The sequence below is a fragment of the Acinetobacter sp. D009 genome (assembly GCF_038562025.1).
GTDB classification, from domain to species: Bacteria; Pseudomonadota; Gammaproteobacteria; order Pseudomonadales; family Moraxellaceae; genus Acinetobacter; species Acinetobacter pittii.
The window spans coordinates 25,455-44,928 of the sequence record NZ_CP151886.1; the positions used below are offsets into that span (position 1 = coordinate 25,455).

The window sequence follows — 19,474 nt, forward strand, 5'->3', positions numbered from 1 at the left end:
AATTTTGTCAATCGTATCGGACTTATTAAATTTTAATTGATATCTAGGGAGTTAAAAATAAATTAGTGGATAAGTTGAGTAATTAAATAAGTATTTTCAGGGATGGCAATAAAATTGCATTAAATAATAATTTTAATCTACAAGTAGTAGAACGTAAATATTAGCTGAAAAATAACCAATTGTGAAAAAAACTCAGAAAATTCGTAAAATTTCTGACGGAAATTACAGTAAAAAGAAATAAAAACAGGTATTGTTCAGCTATATAGGGGCAAAAAATGGACAAAAATCTTTAAGGAAGAATTTTCTATTTTTGCTTGTTTGTTAAGAGAATAAAAATACTCAAAAGGTGCATTTTATTTTCTACAAACACAAAAGTATTTTTTGGTTCTTTTTTTGCATGCGGAATAACAATCAACAATAGCAGTAAAAATAAGTAATCTTTTAACATTAGGTGTTCTATGACAGATTCTCGTGAAAACTGGACGTCACGATCTGGTTTTATTATTGCAGCCGTTGGTTCGGCTGTAGGCTTAGGTAATATCTGGCGCTTTCCATACGTTGCTTATGAAAATGGTGGTGGTGCGTTTCTTATTCCCTATCTATTGGCACTCATTACTGCTGGTTTACCGTTACTATTTTTAGATTATGCGGTAGGACATCGTAGTACTGGTTCACCTCCTAAAGCGTATCGTGCCCTATTTAAAGGCGGGGAAACATTAGGTTGGTGGCAAGTTTGTGTCTGTATCATCATTGGTTTGTACTATGCAAGTGTACTCACTTGGGCGGGTAGTTATGTTTACTTCTCTATTGGCCAAATGTGGGGAAGTGATCCGGAAGGTTTCTTCTTTAATACCTATTTACAGACCACAAAAGCAACCGGTTTTGATTTACAGTTTGTAGGTCATTTATTCTGGCCGATTGTTGGGATTTGGGCACTTACTCTAATCATTCTTTATGGTGGTGTGAAAAAAGGTGTGGAATTATCAAACAAGATTTTCATGCCTTTATTATTCATTCTTTTCACTATTTTAGTGATTCAATCATTACGTTTACCAGGCGCGGTTCAAGGCTTAAATGCTTTCTTTACGCCAAACTGGTCAGCAATGATGGATTATAAAGTTTGGTTAGCGGCTTATGGCCATACTTTCTTCTCCCTCTCTGTCGGTTTCGGGATCATGGTGACTTATGCATCTTATTTGAAACCAAAAACGAATTTAACAGGTTCTGGTTTAATCGTTGGTTTTGCAAATGCATCAACAGAGATTCTGGCTGGTATTGGTATCTTTGCAGCGCTTGGTTTTATGGCTCATGCGGCAGGTACTGAAGTTAAAGATGTTGTGAGTGGCGGGATTGGGTTAGCATTTATTGCATTCCCTAAAATTATCTCAAGTTTAGGTACAGGTGCCGATTTATTTGGTTTCTTATTCTTCTCTTCACTTTTCGTCGCAGGTATTTCTTCGATGGTGAGTATTTTGGAAGTACCTATTGCAGCAATGCAAGATAAATTGAAATGGGGCCGTAAAAAAGCTGTAACCATTATTGGTGGTGGTAGTGCGCTTGTATCAATTATTTTATTCTCAAGTGTAAACGCAATTAAGCTGGTTGATATTGTTGACCACTTTATTAATAACATCGGTATTATTGGCGGTGCTTTACTTTCTATTATTACCGTGGCTTGGTTTAAACGTTCTGCTCTAATAGAACTTCGTGATCACGTCAATCGCATCTCAACTATTCAATTAGGTAAGGGATGGGATTTCACTTTAACAGTGATTACATCATTAATCTTGTTAACTACACTCAGTATGACTGTATTTAATTTGATCAAAAATGGCTATGATACTTATAGTATGAGTTTACAAGGTGTATTCGGCTGGGGCAGTGTGATTTTCTGTGCAGTCGTTGCAATTGTTTTAAGCAAAATGAAAGATCGCTAGGAGGACAGAATAATGAATACTTCAGCAATCGTAATGATGGTAATTTCGATGGTGTTTTTATGGGGGGGCTTGGCTTTGTCCATTATCCATTTATCGAAACATCCTGAAGAGTTAGATGATGTTTTAGAAGAAGTAAAAGATCAGCACACACTTTAATACTGATCAACTAAAAAGCAGGCTTTAAGCCTGCTTTTTTTATGCAATTTTTTGAATTTTACAATAATAAAATCCATCACCAGACTGCGCTTGCGGCAGTAATTGGCGACCATGGGTTTGCTCAACTCCCCAATTAGCTTCAATTTTAATTTCTTTTGCATTTGGATTTTCAGCAAAAAAAGTCATCATTTGCTGTTCATTTTCAGCTTTTAAAATTGAACAGGTGATGTAAAGCAATGTGCCGCCAACTTTAAGCTGTTGCCACATGTGGTCCAAGATCTGCTTTTGTAGTTCAATGGTTTGAGCTATATCGGTAGATTGGCGCAATAGGCGTATGTCAGGATGACGACGAATAACCCCTGTAGCAGAGCAAGGTGCATCGAGCACAATACAATCTACTGGCTGTGCAGGAGTCCATTGAGTTGCATCGGCTGCCAAAATCTCTGTATGACTTTGATCAAGTGCTAAGCGATTTAAGTTCTCAGTTACACGCACCAAACGGCTTGGGTCCTGATCAATCGCAATGAGCTGAGCAGGTTTAAATTTTTCAAGTAAATGAGCAGTTTTACCGCCTGGGGCAGCACACGCATCAACTACTATTTTATCGTTCAAATCTGACAATAATGTTGCGCAAAGCTGAGCGTGTTCATCTTGTACAGAAAACCAGCCTTGTTCAAAACCAGGTAGTTGAGTAATTTGTACAGATTGTTCAAGAACAATACCTGCTTCAGACAAAGTACATGCACGTGCCTGAATTTCTAAACTCTGTAATTTTGCTAAATAAGCATCGCGGCCAATATGACGCTGGTTCACCCTTAACGTTAAAGGCGCGACTTGCTTCAAAGATTGGCAGAGAGATTCCGTTTGTTCACCCCAATCCTTTTTTAAGCGTTTGAAAAGCCAACTTGGTAAGCCATGTGCTTGCTGTAAACCTTGCTGAAAGTCATCAGTTTCACGAGTAGCTCGGCGCAAAATAGCATTCACAATACCGCTGAGTGCAGGGAACCCAAGTTGTTTAGTCGCATCTACTGTTTCTGAAATGGCAGCGTGTGCTGCAATACGCGTGCATAAAACTTGATAAAGACCGACATAAAGACAGGTTTCTACTGTCTCATTATTTAGAGGCTTGCTGAGCAAAGGTAGGCTAATTGATTTAAGCGCAAACCATTGACGTAATGTACCCAAAACGAGCTCGTGAAATAAAGCGCGATCGCGCTCTGCTACCTGATTGAGCTGTGTATTTAAAATACTAGCGAGTGATTGGCCTTGCTGAACTTTTAGTAACGTCTGGACGACTTGAGCACGCAGGTTAAAACGTGAGGAATTTGAGGTAACCTGACTCATGGCAAAATTTGTCCTACATGAAGTTTTTGAGTTTGTGCAATTTGTTGAGCGTTTAATGCTTTACCACCCGGCCACTGCACGCTAGTCAGACAAATAAATGTATTTTCACCGCAAGCAACATGCACACCTTGTTTATCGATTGCAATAATTTCACCAGCTTGAGCATTCGCTTTGCTTTGGCTAGAAATTAGAGAGTTCCAGACACGCAGAGCATTATTTTCATCAAGTTGAACAAAAGCGACTGGCCAAGGGTTAAAAGCACGGATATTACGGTCAACTTGAATAGCATCAATTGCCCAATCAATACGAGCTTCTGACTTTACGAGTTTATGAGCATAGACTGTTAAGCTTTCGTCTTGAACTTCGCGTTCTGCCAAATATTTTTGTAGTGTTTCTTCTGACTCAAGTACCGCACAAATTGCTGTTGCACCTTGAGCTGCGAGTTTGTCATGTAAAGTCGCTGATGTATCTTCGGCTGTGATTGGACAGTAGGTTTTATACATCATATCCCCTGTATCTAAACCGGCAGCCATCTGCATGATTGTGATTCCGGTTTCTTCATCACCTGTTGCAATCGCACGCTGAATTGGTGCTGCACCGCGCCAACGAGGTAATAGTGAGCCGTGAATATTTAAACAGCCATATTTCGGTGTATCGAGCACAGTTTGTGGAAGAATTAAACCATAGGCTGCAACCACCATCACATCAGCACCTAAAGCTGCCAGTTCTTGTTGAGCTGCTAAACCTTCTTCCGTTGAAGCTTTGAAGTGAAGGGGTTGATAAACAGGAATATTATGCTCAAGTGCAAGTTGTTTTACGGGAGATGGCGTTAGTTTTTGTCCACGACCCGATTTACGATCTGGCTGAGTATAAACCGCGATAATTTCATGGGAAGTTTTTAATAAAGCCGCCAATGCTGTTGCAGCAAATTCGGGGGTGCCAGCAAAAATAATTTTCACAAATGCAATCCAAAAAGAGTTTAGGCGTAGTATACGTGAAAAACGATTGAAGCCCTAAAATCATGGCGATTGAGCATTTTAGTTTTTAAATAGTGAACAAAAAATTATTGAAAAACTTTTATTGATAAAAAAAGGTTATGAAAAAATAAAAAATTATTCATGTAAGTTTTGCTAAATATTGACTGTCTATTACTGTTCTTGGCTTTCCGAATATTATTTGCTTCTATAGAATGGAGAATGATCAAATTATGATGATGAGTCAATATTCCGACTGATCTAACGCTATATCAGTATCATTCGCCAGAGCGGGAAAAATTCCGCTCAAGCACAACTTGTTGGAAACACTAATGCCTGACTATCGTTCAAAAACATCGACACACGGAAGAAATATGGCTGGCGCACGTGGCTTATGGCGTGCAACAGGAATGAAAGATGAGGATTTCGGCAAACCGATTATTGCGGTGGTCAACTCATTTACCCAATTTGTGCCGGGCCATGTACATCTTAAAGATCTAGGTCAGCTTGTCGCAGCAGAAATTCAGGCAGCAGGTGGTGTTGCTAAAGAGTTCAATACGATCGCAGTAGATGACGGGATCGCAATGGGGCATGACGGCATGCTTTATTCATTACCATCACGTGATTTGATTGCTGACTCAGTTGAATATATGGTAAATGCACACTGTGCTGATGCCATGGTGTGTATTTCAAACTGTGACAAGATTACTCCGGGAATGCTCATGGCTGCGATGCGTCTGAATATTCCTGTTGTTTTCGTGTCTGGCGGACCAATGGAAGCTGGTAAGGTTAAGTTCCGCGGTAATGAAAAAGCGATTGACCTTGTTGATGCAATGGTTGTTGCGGCTGATGAAAGTTATACAGACGAAGAAGTTGAAGAATTTGAACGTTCGGCATGTCCAACATGTGGTTCATGTTCAGGTATGTTCACTGCAAACTCGATGAACTGTTTAACCGAGGCTTTAGGTCTATCTTTACCGGGTAATGGTTCGATTGTTGCGACACATGCAAACCGTAAGAAACTATTCTTAAAAGCAGGCCAACTTATTGTTGAATTGGCTAAGCGCTATTACGAACAAGAAGATGCAAGCATTTTACCTCGTTCGATTGCAACAAAGGCTGCATTTAAAAATGCGATGACCCTTGATATTGCAATGGGTGGTTCAACCAATACGGTTCTGCATTTATTGGCTGCGGCAAGTGAAGCAGAAGTTGATTTTACAATGGACGATATTGACGAATTATCACGTCGAGTTCCTGTATTGTCTAAAGTAGCGCCTGCAAAACAAGACGTTCATATGGAAGATGTACACCGTGCGGGTGGCATTATGGCGATCTTAGGTGAGCTTGATCGTGCGAAGTTGCTTGATGTATCTGTACCGACTGTACACGAGAAAACTTTAAAAGATGCGTTGGATAAGTGGGATATTATTCGTACTGAAGATGCAGACGTTTATGAATTCTATCGTTCATCACCAGGTGGTGTTCCAACTCAAGTTGCATTCTCGCAAAATCGCTATTATTCAACATTAGATGGCGACCGTGAAAAAGGCGTTATCCGTAATGCAGAACATGCTTTCTCTAAAGATGGTGGTTTAGCAGTTCTATACGGCAACATCGCGCTTGATGGTTGTATCGTGAAAACTGCAGGTGTTGATGAATCAATCTTGAAATTTACGGGCACAGCGCGTGTATTTGAGAGCCAAGATGCAGCTGTAGATGCAATTTTAGGTCATGACATTAAAGCTGGCGATGTGGTTGTGATTCGTTACGAAGGTCCACGTGGTGGTCCGGGTATGCAAGAAATGCTTTACCCAACTAGCTACCTTAAATCGAAAGGTTTAGGAAAAGACTGTGCATTGGTAACAGATGGTCGTTTCTCTGGTGGTTCATCAGGTCTTTCAATTGGTCACGTTTCACCAGAAGCGGCTGAAGGCGGTGCGATTGGTTTGGTTGAAGATGGTGATACTATTGAAATCGATATTCCAAACCGTACGATTCACTTAAACGTTGATGATGCGACTATGGCACATCGTCGTACAGTACAGGAAGCGAAAGGCTGGCATCCGAAAGAAGAACGTAAACGTAAAGTATCAAAAGCGTTAAAAGTTTATGCAATGCATACAACAAGTGCAGCGAAAGGAGCTGTACGCGTTCTATAAAATATTCAATTTTAATAATTGATTAGGAATCATGCACCCTTTAACACGATGAATTGCTATCATGTTAAGGGTGCATTTTTCATGTCTGGTAAATAAAATCAGCTTGTAGAAAAAGGTGTTTTTAGATCATTCTATGGGTTTGCCATAAAATGGTGATAAAATCTTCACCTACGTAGAAACTTGCTAAAAACATGACTTATTTTCTGCGTAAACTAAGGTAGTTATATTTCAATCTCGACTACTGTTTTACCTTGCACTATGATCAAAACAATCTTTGATCTCGCTTAGGATTTATTTTTTAGAGGCACAACTCATGTCACTGCTACGCCGTTGGTTTGACCCTATTCGATCGAGCTGGTTTTACCAAAAGCCTTCTCGTCAAGCGGTGTTACCCACGGAAAATGGTTTAAGTATTTATTTACGACTTGATGATGTGTATAGCTATTTGGCTGTTCAGCAATTGTCTCAGCTAGATGAAATTTTAAGTGATGAACTTAAGCCTTTAAAAATTATTATTTCGCATACGGCTTCTGAACCCCCAAACAGTATGTCGCATGAAGAGTGGCAAAATTATTGTTTAAATGATGCCAAGATATTAGCCAAACAACATCGTTTCGGTTTCGATGAATTTCCAGAAATCCCAAGCCCAGAATCTTTAAAACAAGCGGCAGTCATATTAAAAAGAACCCCATTACAAGGTCAGAATTTCTTCCATTTATTAGAAGATATTTTTCACATGCTTTGGCAACAACAATATGGAAAGTTGCGTACTTTACATGCCATGGCAGTTAAACATCAGCTTCCTCAACATTTTTCAGAACGTATTTTTACGGATGAGCCTGTACCTGCAGCTTACTTTGAATTTGGTGGACGTAAATATCACGCAGTAGATGATTTATTACGTTTGACTCGTCGTTTGAAGCAGCAAAAGCTACTGACTGGTAATCCGATTTTTTTAATTAATCATATCGAATGGCGTGAACATTTGATTAACGATGCTGAAGCGCTTACCGAGATTCAAACACTTCATCCTGAGCTTGATGTCTATATTGCTTTAGAAGACCCAATGAGTTGGTTGTTACTTGCCTATATCAAGGAAGAGCTGGCTGATTATTATGATATTCAACTAAAAGTTTACCCTTTAAGTTATCAAGGTCGAGACTGGTTTGACTGGAGTTTGGCGACACGTGTTTCTAAACGAACAGGTGTGGCCTTTACGCCATTTTGTCGTCCTACCGAGGAAAGTACACTGGAAATGGCAAAGCTTTTCTATAGTGTGCAAGAAAATCAGCAAATCGATACGATTTTTACGATATTGCAGGCAGTTTGGACGAAAGGAAAAGATTTATCTTTCTTAAAACATTTCCAACAGTTACAGCAGCAACTTGGGATTGAGCAGCTAACCGACCAAGATGTGCAATCTGTTTTGGCGCAAAATGATGCACTTTGCAAAGACAAGCATCAGCCTGATTTGCCAGTTTTAGAGCTGCGTATTGATGGTCAGACCTATGTGTTTAATAGCTTGTATCGTGTGTGGATGATTGAAAGTATTTTTAGCAATGTATTAGAAGAAAAATATAAAACAGCCTCAACTTTTAATTGAGGCCTACTCCTAAAAACAAGAATAGGGCAGTACCTGTTTTTTCCGTAGCATATCCTTTAAGGAATCGGAGATAAACAGTGACTTTTTTAGCAATTATTATAGTGGTCTTTGCCTTCGCTGGCATGATTAAAGGCATGATCGGTTTAGGATTGCCCGCGGTATCGATGGGCTTACTCACCATCGCAATGAGCCCTTTTCAGGCAGCATCTCTGCTCATTGTCCCTTCAATGGTCACCAACGTCTGGCAGCTTTTTGCTGAAGGACATGTCTGGGCTTTTATTCGCCGTTTCTGGACTTTGCTTGTGGGCATTGTGGTGGGCTCAATATGGAGCTTTTTACCTACTTTAAGTCAAAGTCATGGGCATAGTAGTGAAATTTTATTAGGCTGTATGTTGGCCTTATATGGACTCTATGGTTTGTGCGTGAAGAAACTTCCACACTTAGGGAAGTATGAACGTTGGCTATCACCGATTATTGGATATATCGGCGGGGCAGTGACTGTAGCAACTGGTGTCATTATTATTCCAATCGTTCCTTATTTGCAGTCTTTACATTTAAAGCGTGATGAGTTGGTTCAGGCTTTAGGACTAACGTTTACTGTCTCTACCATCTGTCTTGCAGTCTTTTTACACCACAACCCTATGTCGGGAATGACATTGGATTATCGTTTATCTTTCGCTGCATTGTTGGCGGCGCTCGTTGGAATGTGGTTAGGTAAAAAAATCCGTTATCGGTTAAATGAGCAGTTATTTCGCCGTATCTTTTTTATAGGTTTGGTGTCATTAGGTCTTTATATGATTTTGCATTAAGCTAATTTTTAAGGGCGATGTTGCAATAAAAAATCTGAAAATTGTTTATAACTATTAGGTAGCTGATTGAAATTTTGTGTGGCCAAAAGCAGTTTACGATTTGCCCACGCGCCTAGCAGTTGAATGGAATGAAAGTCATAGTCCGATTGCAAACGCTGGGCAGCACGAGCCGGCATAATCGCAATTCCGACGCCTTTGGCGACTACTTCAGCAATCGCGCCAAAATTAGGTAAGCGCAAACGGTACTGTATGTTAAAGCCTAATAGCTTAGCTTGAGTTTCGATGGACTGTTGTAACGAATGGTGGGGTTTAAGGCCAATAAAACCATAACTTAAAGCCTCTACCAAATTCAGCTGTTGGTGTTGAGCTAAATTATGAGTAGGAGGACAAATCAGAACTAATGGATCACTAGCAAATTCCTTAGTTTGCAAATGGCGGGTATCAAAAAAACTTGAGACTAGCCCAAGATTTGCAACTCCTTGCGTTAATGCCTCTACAATTTCTGAACTTTCTGCCTCATGTAAATCAATGTTCATTTCGGGATGAAGCACCAAATATTGTGGTAATAACGGAGGTAAATATTCGCTTTGAGCAGAAGAGTTACACCAAAGCGTTAATGACTCTGTGGTAGGCGGCCTAAAACGCTGCATTTCTTGTTCGAGTTGCTCTTTTTGTGCCATCAGTTGATGTGCATGTTCTACAAACGCGTGTCCTGCTGTGGTGAGCTCCACTCCCGTCGTCTGGCGAATAAATAAGGGCGTTTCAAAATATTGTTCGAGTTTTTTTATACGTTCACTGGCAGCTTGAAGTGAAATTGCAGAGCGGTCTGCACCTTTGGTTAGACTACCTGTAGAGACAATATGAAGAACCAGCTGTAAATCAAAAAAATCAAAACGCATGACAGGGAACGTATTGAAGGCTAAAAAGTCATCATACTAAATCGTAATAAAAAAAGGCAGCTTGCGCTGCCTTTTTGAATTTAGGTTTTATCTTTTAAACTAAACAGCCAATTTAAAATAATGGCTGCAAAAGTTGCGGTACCAATACCACCTAAATTGAAGTTACCGAACAATAATTCAAAGTTACCGGCACCTAAAATAATCGTGACTGAAGCAACAATTAGATTTTTATTGTTAGAAAAATCAACTTTGTTTTCAATCCAGATTTTTGCACCGGCAATGGTAATTAAACCAAACACAACAATAGATGCACCTGTTAAAACTGCGCTTGGGATCGTACTAATTACCGCGCCAAATTTTGGAGATAAACCCAAGAAAATGGCGAAGACACCAGCAATCACAAAAACAATGGTTGAGTACACACGAGTGACTGCCATCACACCAATGTTTTCGCCGTAAGTGGTCATACCTGGAGCACCTACACTACCAGAAAGCGTTGTTGCTAAACCATCTGCAACAAATGCTTTACCTAATTGCGGCGTCAGGTTTTCACCAGTCATTGCACCTACTGCTTTAATATGACCTAGGTTTTCTGCTACTAAGATGAGCGCAACTGGCGCAATAATTAACATAGCCTTCGTGTCAAAAGTAGGGTGCGAAAAGCTTGGAATTCCGAACCACGCAGCTGCTGAAATTTGGCTAAAATCGATTGGTTTACCAAAACCTAGCCCATTGGTGGTGATAGCGTAAATTGCATATGCCAAAATTAAACCGACCAATAGAAGCAAACGTTGCAATAAGCCGCGAGTAAAGACTGCGATACTACCCATACAAAGTACGGTAATTAAGGCCATCCACATTTCAAATGGTTGGCCTGCAACACCTTTAATCGTAACAGGTGCAAGGTTCAGACCAATAATCATCACAATGGCACCAGTCACCACAGGCGGCATGAGTTTTTCAATCCAGCGTGTACCAGTAAGCATCACGATAAAACCGATGATGGCATAAAAAACACCACATGCTACGATTCCACCTAAAGCCATAGATAGATTTGGATTGGCACCTGAACCTGTAATATGCCCTGTTGCAGCTGCAACCACCCCAATAAAGGCAAAACTTGATCCTAAATAACTTGGAACACGACCACCTGTAATTAAGAAAAACAGAATGGTACAGATTCCAGACATTAAAATAGCAAGGTTAGGATTAAAACCCATGAGTAAGGGTGCTAAAACAGTCGCTCCAAACATAGCAAATGCATGTTGAATACCCAAAACAGCACTTTGAACGGGTGGGAGATATTCATTGGTAGAGACTGGCCGATGGTCAATATCACCTTGGTAAGGCTGCCATTTTGGAAACCAATTGGACATAAAATAAGCTCATTATTCTTTAATTGCTGCCATGATACTCTTTCTTGAGAGTGCATTTAATCTCTAGAGAGAAGTATATGAGTGAAAAGTAATTATTTTTTAACGATTGGTATAATTTTAAAAAAACTAAATATGCGTATTTAGTTATTTTTTTCTTATAAAGATTAATTTTATAATTTTTAAAAAATATTCAAAAAAATAGAAAATCAGAGAAAATTTAAGAAAAATAAAGAACTTTGCAAGTAAAAAGCAGCACATCGAGATGCACTGCTTTATAAAACAATTGGTAAAATCAGCTTAACCTGTATTACGTAAACCAGCCGCAATACCTGCAATACTCACCATAAGTGCATGGTCAACAGGGGTGTGTTCTGCCTGCCGCTCAGCAAGATAATCACGACGACGCTTCATGAGTTCAGCCTGTAAAAGATGCAAAGGAAGTAAGTATGGTTTACGAACCTGCATGGATTGATCAAGAACATCATTATTACTCAGAAGCTTTGATTCATCTTTTAAGGTTAATAAAGTTTGTACAGCATCTTTTAGGCGTTGGCGTAATTGGTTGCCGAGCACTTTTAAATCTTCATCTTCAGTCAAATGAGACTCGTAATAGAGTGCAATGTTGGCATCGGCTTTAGATAATACCATTTCCAGCATATCAATAAGTGTCTGGAAATAAGGCCATTGCTGGAGCATTTCATCAAGCGTTGCTTTTTGCTGATCGGCAATCACTTCATTAATTGCTGCGCCTGTACCTAGCCATGCAGGCAACATCAAACGAATTTGTGTCCAAGCGAATACCCATGGAATCGCACGTAAAGACTCGATGCCGCCACTCACTTTACGTTTTGCAGGACGCGAGCCTAATGGCAACATTTGTAATTCAAGTTCAGGAGTGACGGTACGTAAATATTTCACAAAGTGAGGGTTTTCACGAACAGTTTGACGGTAAACCTTAACAGAATGATCAGTCATACGGTTCATAATTTCACGCCACTCAGCCTTAGGCTCTGGTGGTGGTAATAATGTCGCTTCAAGCGTTGCTGCGGTATAGATTTCAAGGTTTTGCATGGCAATACCTTCTAAACCGAATTTGAAACGGATCATTTCACCTTGTTCTGTGACACGAATTGCACCAGAGATCGAACCCGGCGGCTGTGAGAATAGAGCTTGTTGGGTTGGTGCGCCACCACGGCTAATTGATCCGCCGCGACCGTGGAATAGGGTCAACTGTACGCCGTGTGTTTGAGCAATTGCAGTCAGCTCTTCTTGAGCACGATATTGCGCCCAGTTGGCAGACATGAAACCCGCATCTTTTGCTGAGTCGGAGTAACCGATCATGACTTCGTGTTTACCCTGAATGTGCTGTTTATACCAATGCATATTGAACAGCGTATTCATGGTAGTTGCAGCGCCATCTAAGTCTTTTAAAGTCTCAAATAGAGGAACTACACGTAAAGGATGCTGAATACCTGCTTCTTTTTGCAATAACAATACAGCTAAAACATCACTTGGATATTCAGCCATCGAAATAATATATGCCCCTAAAGACTCAGGTGGTTGGTCTGCCAAAGTACGCATGGTTGCAAATACTTCTTGAACATCTGGATGACCAATCAAACTGCCTTCAGGTTCATTAATATATTTCGGTAAAAGCGGGCGTTTACTTTGTAATTCTTGAATGAGGAAGTTTTGGCGCGCTTGTTCAGTCCACGATTCAAAATTACCTAAACCTAAATATTCGGTAATTGCTGAAATCGCTTGGCGATGACGGCCTGATTCTTGGCGAATGTCGAGTTTAAGTAATTCAATACCAAAACAGTTCACACGGTAGATAAAGTCGAGCAGTTGACCATTCGCAATTTCAGGTAGGTTACTGTCGATTAAAGAGCGATAGCACAGCAATAAAGGCTGTAAGAGTTCGTCTTTACTTTTAATGACATTGCTGTCATCTGCTTCTAAGCCTTGTAAACGCTGAGCTAACCAGTGGCGAGTTGCTTTTAAACGCTCTCGTGTAGCACGTAAATATTCACGATAAGGTTCTGCATGTTGGCTGCCAATTGCTTGAATCATTTCTTCAGAACACGTCTGGATTGAAAGTTCCCAACGTAAGTTTTCGATATCTCTTAAATAGAGATCGGCAGCTTGCCAGCGTGATAACCACAGCACTTCTTGGGTAATTTGATGGGTAACATTTGGGTTGCCATCACGGTCTCCGCCCATCCAAGATGCGAAACGTACTGGTGCAATATTAAGTGGTAAATTGAGTTGGCAGTTTTCTTGAACTAATTCATTTAACTCGCGAATGAATTTAGGTACAGCATTCCAAAGTGTTTGCTCAATTGTGGCAAATCCCCATTTTGCTTCATCGACTGGAGTTGGGCGATGCTGTCTGATTTCATCTGTTTGCCAAGCCGAACTAATTTGTTGCTTTAAATTCGCAAGTGCATTTTGGCGTTCGCGTGGGGTAAGTTTTTGCTGATCAAGCTGCGAGAGACATGCGTTAATATCATCATATTTCTGAATCAGGGTACGACGACTCACTTCAGTTGGGTGCGCCGTAAGTACTAACTCAATTTTAAGATCGCAAATTTGCTGGAATAGTTTTTCTGTTGAAATACTTTTATCTTTAAATTTTTGAAATAAGTGAACCAGCGGATTCGGAGAGTTTGCATCCGAATCAAACTCTGCCTGTCTGCGGCTACGGACCACATGATATTGCTCGGCAATATTGGCAAAATTGAGGAAATGAGAAAACGCGCGGGTAAGAGGAAGTAACTCTTCATCGGGCAGTTCTAAAAATAATTGTTCTAGTTGCTTTTCGGCTTCAGCTTGACCATCACGTGCACCTTTGGCAAGAGCACGGATTTGCTCGATCTGATTAAACAGTTCTTGTCCTGCATGTTGTTTTAGGGTTTCACCTAACAAGTTGCCAAGTAAGCGGACATCCTCACGCAGTGGCGCATCGATTTGCTGAACCATGCTATTTTTCTCCTGTTCTTATTCTTATCGAATATAGCGTGATTAGCGAACATTCCAAGCTTTGAGCGTAAGAAAATGTGAATTTTTGCTTAAAAAATAACATTTAATTCGCATGTTGAGGCTGAAAAGATGACATGCACTCAGCACAACTTTTGACAATCGGACTTTGGTTTAATTCTGGTATTTGAGCAAGAATAAATGAATTGCATCTTGAATAATTTGTTCAAGCTCGTGCGCATTGGGTACAGCAATAATCCTAAGTAAAACCTTCTGGTGACGTACACCAAGCAATAAGGACAAAAGAAGTTCGGTTTGATAGGTTGGTTCATCGGTTTGAATAAAACCTAATTGAGCTGCTTTTTGCAAAAACTCGGTTAACTGATTTTGCAGTCGAGTATGAGATGCATCAAAAAACTGTAGAGCGAGTGGACTTTGTTCTGCTGCAAGTTCAAATAAAACATGTTCAAGTTTAAGCGCCTCAGGTGAGTAAATAATTTGCAAGGCGCGTGAACACACAATAAAGAGTGCTTGATAAAAATCTGCCGATGCATCTAATTCGAATTGTTTAGTACACAGTGTCTCTTCACAGGTTTCTGTAATCGCACAGATAAATAAGTTGGCTTTGTCTTGAAAGTGATTATAGACCGTCAGTTTAGTTACACCTGCTTCCTGTGCAATCTGGTTCATGCTGGTACCGTGATAGCCAGATTTCAAAAATATAGCTTTAGCGGCTTGTAGGATACGAGCACGTTTTTCTAGATCTTTTGGGCGACCACTTTGATTAACTGTTTGCACAAAACCCTCTAAATAATAATTTTAAAAAATAAACACTTATACATTTTTCTTTAATTAATGTACCCATGAGTATATTAATTAAAAAATAAACGAACTATGATGCAAGCATATTGTGCCTTAAAAAATCAGTTTGAATAAGAGCGATAAGATATGAATGTGTTAAAACCTCTCATCATGAGTATGGTGATTGTTTGTATGGTCACATTAATGGGGTGTAGTAAAGAAACTCCCAAAACAGAAGAAATACCCTATGTGATGGTGGCACAGCCCTTAACCACACTCAATGAACAAAAAAGCTATGCAGGGGATGTGCAGGCTAGACAACAAACGGCTTTAGCATTTCGGGTAGGTGGACAAGTTACGGCTCGTTATGTGGATGTAGGCGACCGGGTTAAAGTAGGACAAGTATTAGCAAAGCTCGATGTAGCAGATGCTCAGCTACAATTAAATGCTGCTAAAGCTCAGCTAGACAATGCACAGGCTTCAGCAAAAACGGCAGCAGATGAACTTAAACGTTTTCAGCAATTACTCCCGATTAATGCTGTAAGCCGTTCGCAATATGACACTGTAAAAAATCAATACGACGCGGCACAAGCGGCACTACAGCAAGCTCGTTCTAACTATGAGGTTTCTGCAAACCAAACTGGTTATAACCAACTCGTTTCTAATAAAAACGGGGTGATTACTGCGCGAAACATAGAAATTGGACAAGTGGTTGCAGCAGGACAAGCTGCTTATCAATTGGCAATTGATGGAGAGCGTGAAGTTGTCATTGGTGTACCAGAACAAGCGGTTACCGAGATTAAAGTTGGCCAAGCCGCTTGGATTACCTTGTGGTCTAAACCGAATGAAAAATTTGCCGGATATGTTCGCGAAGTTTCTCCTGCGGCTGATCAGTCTCGTACTTTTACAGTTAAGGTGGCACTCAAAGAAGGGCAGTCTGTTATTCAACTTGGACAAAGTGCACGTGTATTTTTTACCTCAACTCAAACCAACGTGATGAGTGTGCCACTTTCGAGTGTTTCAGCAACAGATAATCAGCCTTATGTCTGGGTTGTTAATGCGAATCAAACTTTACGCAAAGTACCTGTAACGGTTGGTGCATATGGCAGAGACAGTGTACCTGTGCTATCTGGATTGACACCCAATGATTGGGTGGTGATTGGTGGTGTGCATTTGCTACGTGATAAGCAGAAGATTCATCCGATTGACCGTGAAAACCGTGCGGTGAAAATTCAGGGAGCAATCCAGCCATGAAATTCAATCTCTCGGAATGGGCATTAAATAATAAAGGTATCGTCCTTTATTTTATGCTGTTACTTGGCATTATCGGCGCGATCTCTTATTCAAAACTTTCACAAAGTGAAGACCCACCATTTACCTTTAAAGTCATGGTCGTACAAACCTATTGGCCGGGAGCAACAGCGAAAGAAGTTTCAACGCTGGTGACTGACCGTATCGAAAAGGAACTCATGACAACAGGGCAGTATGACAAGATTATGGCTTACTCCCGCCCGGGTGAGTCGATGGTTACGTTTGTTGCCAAGGACTCGCTGACATCGGCACAGATTCCTGACGTTTGGTATAACGTCCGTAAGAAAGTGAATGATATTCGCCATGAACTGCCAAACGGTGTACAAGGCCCATTTTTTAACGATGAATTTGGGGACACTTTCGGTAATATTTATGTACTGACAGGCAAAGACTTTGACTATGCACTTTTGAAAGAATATGCAGATCGTTTGCAATTACAGCTTCAACGAGTCAAAGATGTCAGTAAGGTCGAATTGATTGGTCTACAAGATCAAAAAATCTGGGTTGAGATTTCTAACACTAAAGCGGTACAGCTCGGAATTCCAGTTACAGCGATTCAAGAAGCCTTACAAAAGCAAAATAGTATGGCAAGTGCTGGCTTTTTTGAAACGGGTACAGACCGTATTCAAATTAGAGTAAGTGGTCATCTACAAAACATTGATGAAATTAAAAAAACACCTTTATTGGTCGGTGATAAAACCATCCAGCTTGGTGACGTTGCTGATGTTTATCGTGGTTTTAGTCAGCCTGCTCAACCACGTATGCGTTTCATGGGTGAAAATGGTATTGGCATTGCTGTTTCGATGCGTAAAGGCGGTGACATTATTGCCCTTGGTAAAAATCTAGAAACAGAATTTGCCCAACTGCAAAAGACCTTGCCACTCGGCATGAAATTGCAGAAAGTTTCTGACCAACCTGTAGCAGTACAACGCAGTATTCATGAGTTTGTGAAGGTACTCGCTGAAGCAGTCATTATTGTCTTGTTAGTGAGTTTTTTCTCTTTAGGCTTCCGTACGGGATTGGTGGTCGCTTTTTCTATTCCTTTAGTTTTAGCAATGACCTTTGCCGGTATGAGTTTATTCGATGTCGGACTGCATAAAATTTCACTTGGTGCTTTGATCTTGGCGTTAGGTCTGTTAGTCGATGACGCCATTATCGCCGTCGAGATGATGGCCATTAAGATGGAGCAGGGCTATAGCCGGATTAAAGCCGCCGGATTTGCGTGGAAAACTACCGCATTTCCGATGCTCACGGGAACATTGATTACCGCGGCAGGTTTTTTACCGATTGCTACGGCTCAGTCTAGTACAGGCGAATACACACGCTCTATTTTTCAGGTTGTGACCATTGCTTTATTGGTATCTTGGATCGCGGCAGTTTTATTCGTACCTTATTTAGGTGAAAAGCTATTACCAGACTTTACCAAGTTAGGACATCAGGCCCCTTGGTATGTCCGTTTGTGGGCAAGATTAACTAAAAAACCACAACCGCAAACTGTGGCAATTTCACAGGACCATCATTACGATCCTTATCAATCTAGTTTCTATTTACGTTTTAGAAAGATGGTCGAGTTTTGTGTGACCTATCGTAAAACCGTGATTGCAACGACGGTGGGGATTTTTGTGCTCTCTGTGCTGATGTTTAAGATGGTACCTCAGCAGTTTTTCCCGCCTTCAAACCGTGCTGAGATTTTAGTCGATTTAAAGCTTGAAGAAGGTGCTTCTTTAACAGCAACAGAACAAGCTGTGAAAAAGGTTGAAAAATTCTTGTCTAAACAAAAAGGTATTGATAACTATGTGGCCTATGTAGGGACAGGTTCACCACGTTTTTATTTACCTTTAGACCAGCAATTACCGCAAGCCAGCTTTGCTCAGTTTGTTGTACTCGCATCATCACTTGATGATCGTGATGACATTCGTCGTTCGTTAGAAACACAAATTAAGCAGTTACTCCCACAAGTCCGTACTCGTGTGTCATTACTCGAAAATGGCCCACCTGTGGGTTATCCATTGCAATATCGTGTGTCAGGTGAAGATTTAAATCTGGTACGTAAAGAAGCACAGCAAGTCGCTAAAGTAATGAGTGAAAACCCGAATACCACCAATGTGCATTTAGATTGGGGCGAGCCAAGTAAGATCATTTCCATTCAAATTGATCAAGACCGTGCTCGACAAATGGGTGTCTCTAGTCTGGATTTAGCGAATTTCATTAATGCATCAATTACTGGTAGTGCGATTGAGCAATATCGTGAAAAACGTGAACTTATTGAAATTCGCTTACGCGGGGACCAAGCAGAGCGCGTTGAAGTGGCTTCACTGGCAAGCTTAGCTGTGCCAACGAACAATGGAACCACTGTACCTTTAGCTCAAATCGCGAAGATTGAGTATAAGTTTGAAGATGGTTTGATCTGGCATCGTAACCGCTTACCGACGATTACTGTTCGCGCAGATATTCGTACCAATTTGCAGCCTGCTACCGTTGTGGGTGAGTTAGCTGAATCAATGGATAAGTTACGTGCTGAATTGCCAAGTGGCTATCTCATTGAGGTGGGTGGAACCGTAGAAGAGTCTGCACGTGGGCAAAATTCTGTGAATGCGGGTATGCCACTGTTCTTGGCTGTGGTCATGACATTACTGATGATTCAGCTCAAAAGCTTGTCTCGCTCGACCATCGTGTTGTTAACAGCTCCACTGGGTTTAATTGGTGTTGTTTTATTCTTACTATTATTTAACAAACCATTTGGCTTTGTGGCCATGTTGGGCACAATTGCACTCTCTGGGATGATCATGCGTAACTCGCTTATTTTGATTGATCAAATTGAACAAGACAGGCAAGCAGGACATCCAACATGGGAGGCGATTATTGAGGCGACAGTGCGTCGATTCCGTCCCATTATTTTGACTGCTTTAGCCGCTGTTCTGGCCATGATTCCACTTTCTAGAAGTATTTTCTTTGGTCCGATGGCAGTTGCGATCATGGGCGGATTGATTGTTGCCACCCTACTGACATTATTTTTCCTACCTGCACTCTATGCAGCGTGGTTTAAGGTGAAAAAAACCGCATAAAATACATAAATTTTTTGTGAATAAAGGTGCGAAATATTGAAAACTCCAATATAGTAGC

The 19,474-nt window shown here is 40.6% G+C and carries 13 protein-coding genes; 7 read left to right on the forward strand and 6 right to left on the reverse strand.

Annotated elements, in window-relative coordinates:
• The first annotated feature begins 458 nt into the window (after positions 1–458).
• Positions 459–1,937, forward strand: a complete 1,479-nt coding sequence (locus AAC388_RS00110; protein WP_014208016.1) for a sodium-dependent transporter — start codon at positions 459–461, stop codon at positions 1,935–1,937.
• A gap of 12 nt (positions 1,938–1,949) precedes the next feature.
• Complete coding sequence (locus AAC388_RS00115) at positions 1,950–2,093, forward strand: methionine/alanine import family NSS transporter small subunit (protein ID WP_002119126.1); 144 nt, start codon at positions 1,950–1,952, stop codon at positions 2,091–2,093.
• A 39-nt stretch (positions 2,094–2,132) separates the two neighbouring features.
• Here AAC388_RS00115 and rsmB read toward each other — a convergent pair whose 3' ends face one another.
• Entirely contained in the window at positions 2,133–3,437 is a 1,305-nt protein-coding gene (gene rsmB, locus AAC388_RS00120; protein WP_342371043.1) for a 16S rRNA (cytosine(967)-C(5))-methyltransferase RsmB, read from the reverse strand.
• On the reverse strand, positions 3,434–4,396 hold the full coding sequence (gene fmt, locus AAC388_RS00125; RefSeq protein WP_069124288.1) for a methionyl-tRNA formyltransferase: 963 nt from the start codon (positions 4,394–4,396) through the stop codon (positions 3,434–3,436). The genes rsmB and fmt overlap by 4 nt, the downstream gene beginning before the upstream one ends.
• Before the next feature lie 347 nt (positions 4,397–4,743).
• Between fmt and ilvD the strand changes: the two genes are divergently transcribed.
• The 3 genes from ilvD to AAC388_RS00140 all read left to right on the forward strand — a co-directional run bounded on the left by ilvD (position 4,744) and on the right by AAC388_RS00140 (position 8,985).
• Entirely contained in the window at positions 4,744–6,573 is a 1,830-nt protein-coding gene (ilvD, locus tag AAC388_RS00130; RefSeq protein WP_013196516.1) for a dihydroxy-acid dehydratase, read from the forward strand.
• A 313-nt stretch (positions 6,574–6,886) separates the two neighbouring features.
• Complete coding sequence (locus AAC388_RS00135; RefSeq protein ID WP_005066551.1) at positions 6,887–8,176, forward strand: hypothetical protein; 1,290 nt, start codon at positions 6,887–6,889, stop codon at positions 8,174–8,176.
• A 77-nt stretch (positions 8,177–8,253) separates the two neighbouring features.
• Complete coding sequence (locus AAC388_RS00140) at positions 8,254–8,985, forward strand: sulfite exporter TauE/SafE family protein (RefSeq protein WP_017386206.1); 732 nt, start codon at positions 8,254–8,256, stop codon at positions 8,983–8,985.
• 8 nt (positions 8,986–8,993) lie between these two features.
• On the opposite strand, the gene AAC388_RS00145 is transcribed toward AAC388_RS00140, so the two are convergent.
• The 4 genes from AAC388_RS00145 to AAC388_RS00160 all read right to left on the reverse strand — a co-directional run bounded on the left by AAC388_RS00145 (position 8,994) and on the right by AAC388_RS00160 (position 15,037).
• Positions 8,994–9,884: a LysR family transcriptional regulator gene (locus AAC388_RS00145; RefSeq protein WP_342371044.1), complete on the reverse strand. Its 891-nt coding sequence runs from the start codon at positions 9,882–9,884 to the stop codon at positions 8,994–8,996.
• Positions 9,885–9,964: 80 nt separating this feature from the next.
• Positions 9,965–11,260, reverse strand: a complete 1,296-nt coding sequence (locus AAC388_RS00150; protein ID WP_342371045.1) for a solute carrier family 23 protein — start codon at positions 11,258–11,260, stop codon at positions 9,965–9,967.
• A gap of 297 nt (positions 11,261–11,557) precedes the next feature.
• On the reverse strand, positions 11,558–14,242 hold the full coding sequence (ppc, locus tag AAC388_RS00155; protein WP_005804323.1) for a phosphoenolpyruvate carboxylase: 2,685 nt from the start codon (positions 14,240–14,242) through the stop codon (positions 11,558–11,560).
• A gap of 171 nt (positions 14,243–14,413) precedes the next feature.
• Positions 14,414–15,037 carry a TetR/AcrR family transcriptional regulator gene (locus AAC388_RS00160; RefSeq protein ID WP_320539587.1) on the reverse strand — a complete coding sequence of 208 codons (624 nt, stop codon included), beginning with the start codon at positions 15,035–15,037 and terminating at the stop codon, positions 14,414–14,416.
• 150 nt (positions 15,038–15,187) lie between these two features.
• Between AAC388_RS00160 and AAC388_RS00165 the strand changes: the two genes are divergently transcribed.
• Both AAC388_RS00165 and AAC388_RS00170 read left to right on the forward strand, forming a co-directional pair.
• On the forward strand, positions 15,188–16,294 hold the full coding sequence (locus AAC388_RS00165) for an efflux RND transporter periplasmic adaptor subunit (protein ID WP_342371046.1): 1,107 nt from the start codon (positions 15,188–15,190) through the stop codon (positions 16,292–16,294).
• A complete protein-coding gene (locus tag AAC388_RS00170) occupies positions 16,291–19,416 on the forward strand; it encodes an efflux RND transporter permease subunit (protein ID WP_060465152.1) in 3,126 nt (1,041 codons plus the stop codon). The genes AAC388_RS00165 and AAC388_RS00170 overlap by 4 nt, the downstream gene beginning before the upstream one ends.
• Positions 19,417–19,474 lie beyond the last annotated feature (58 nt).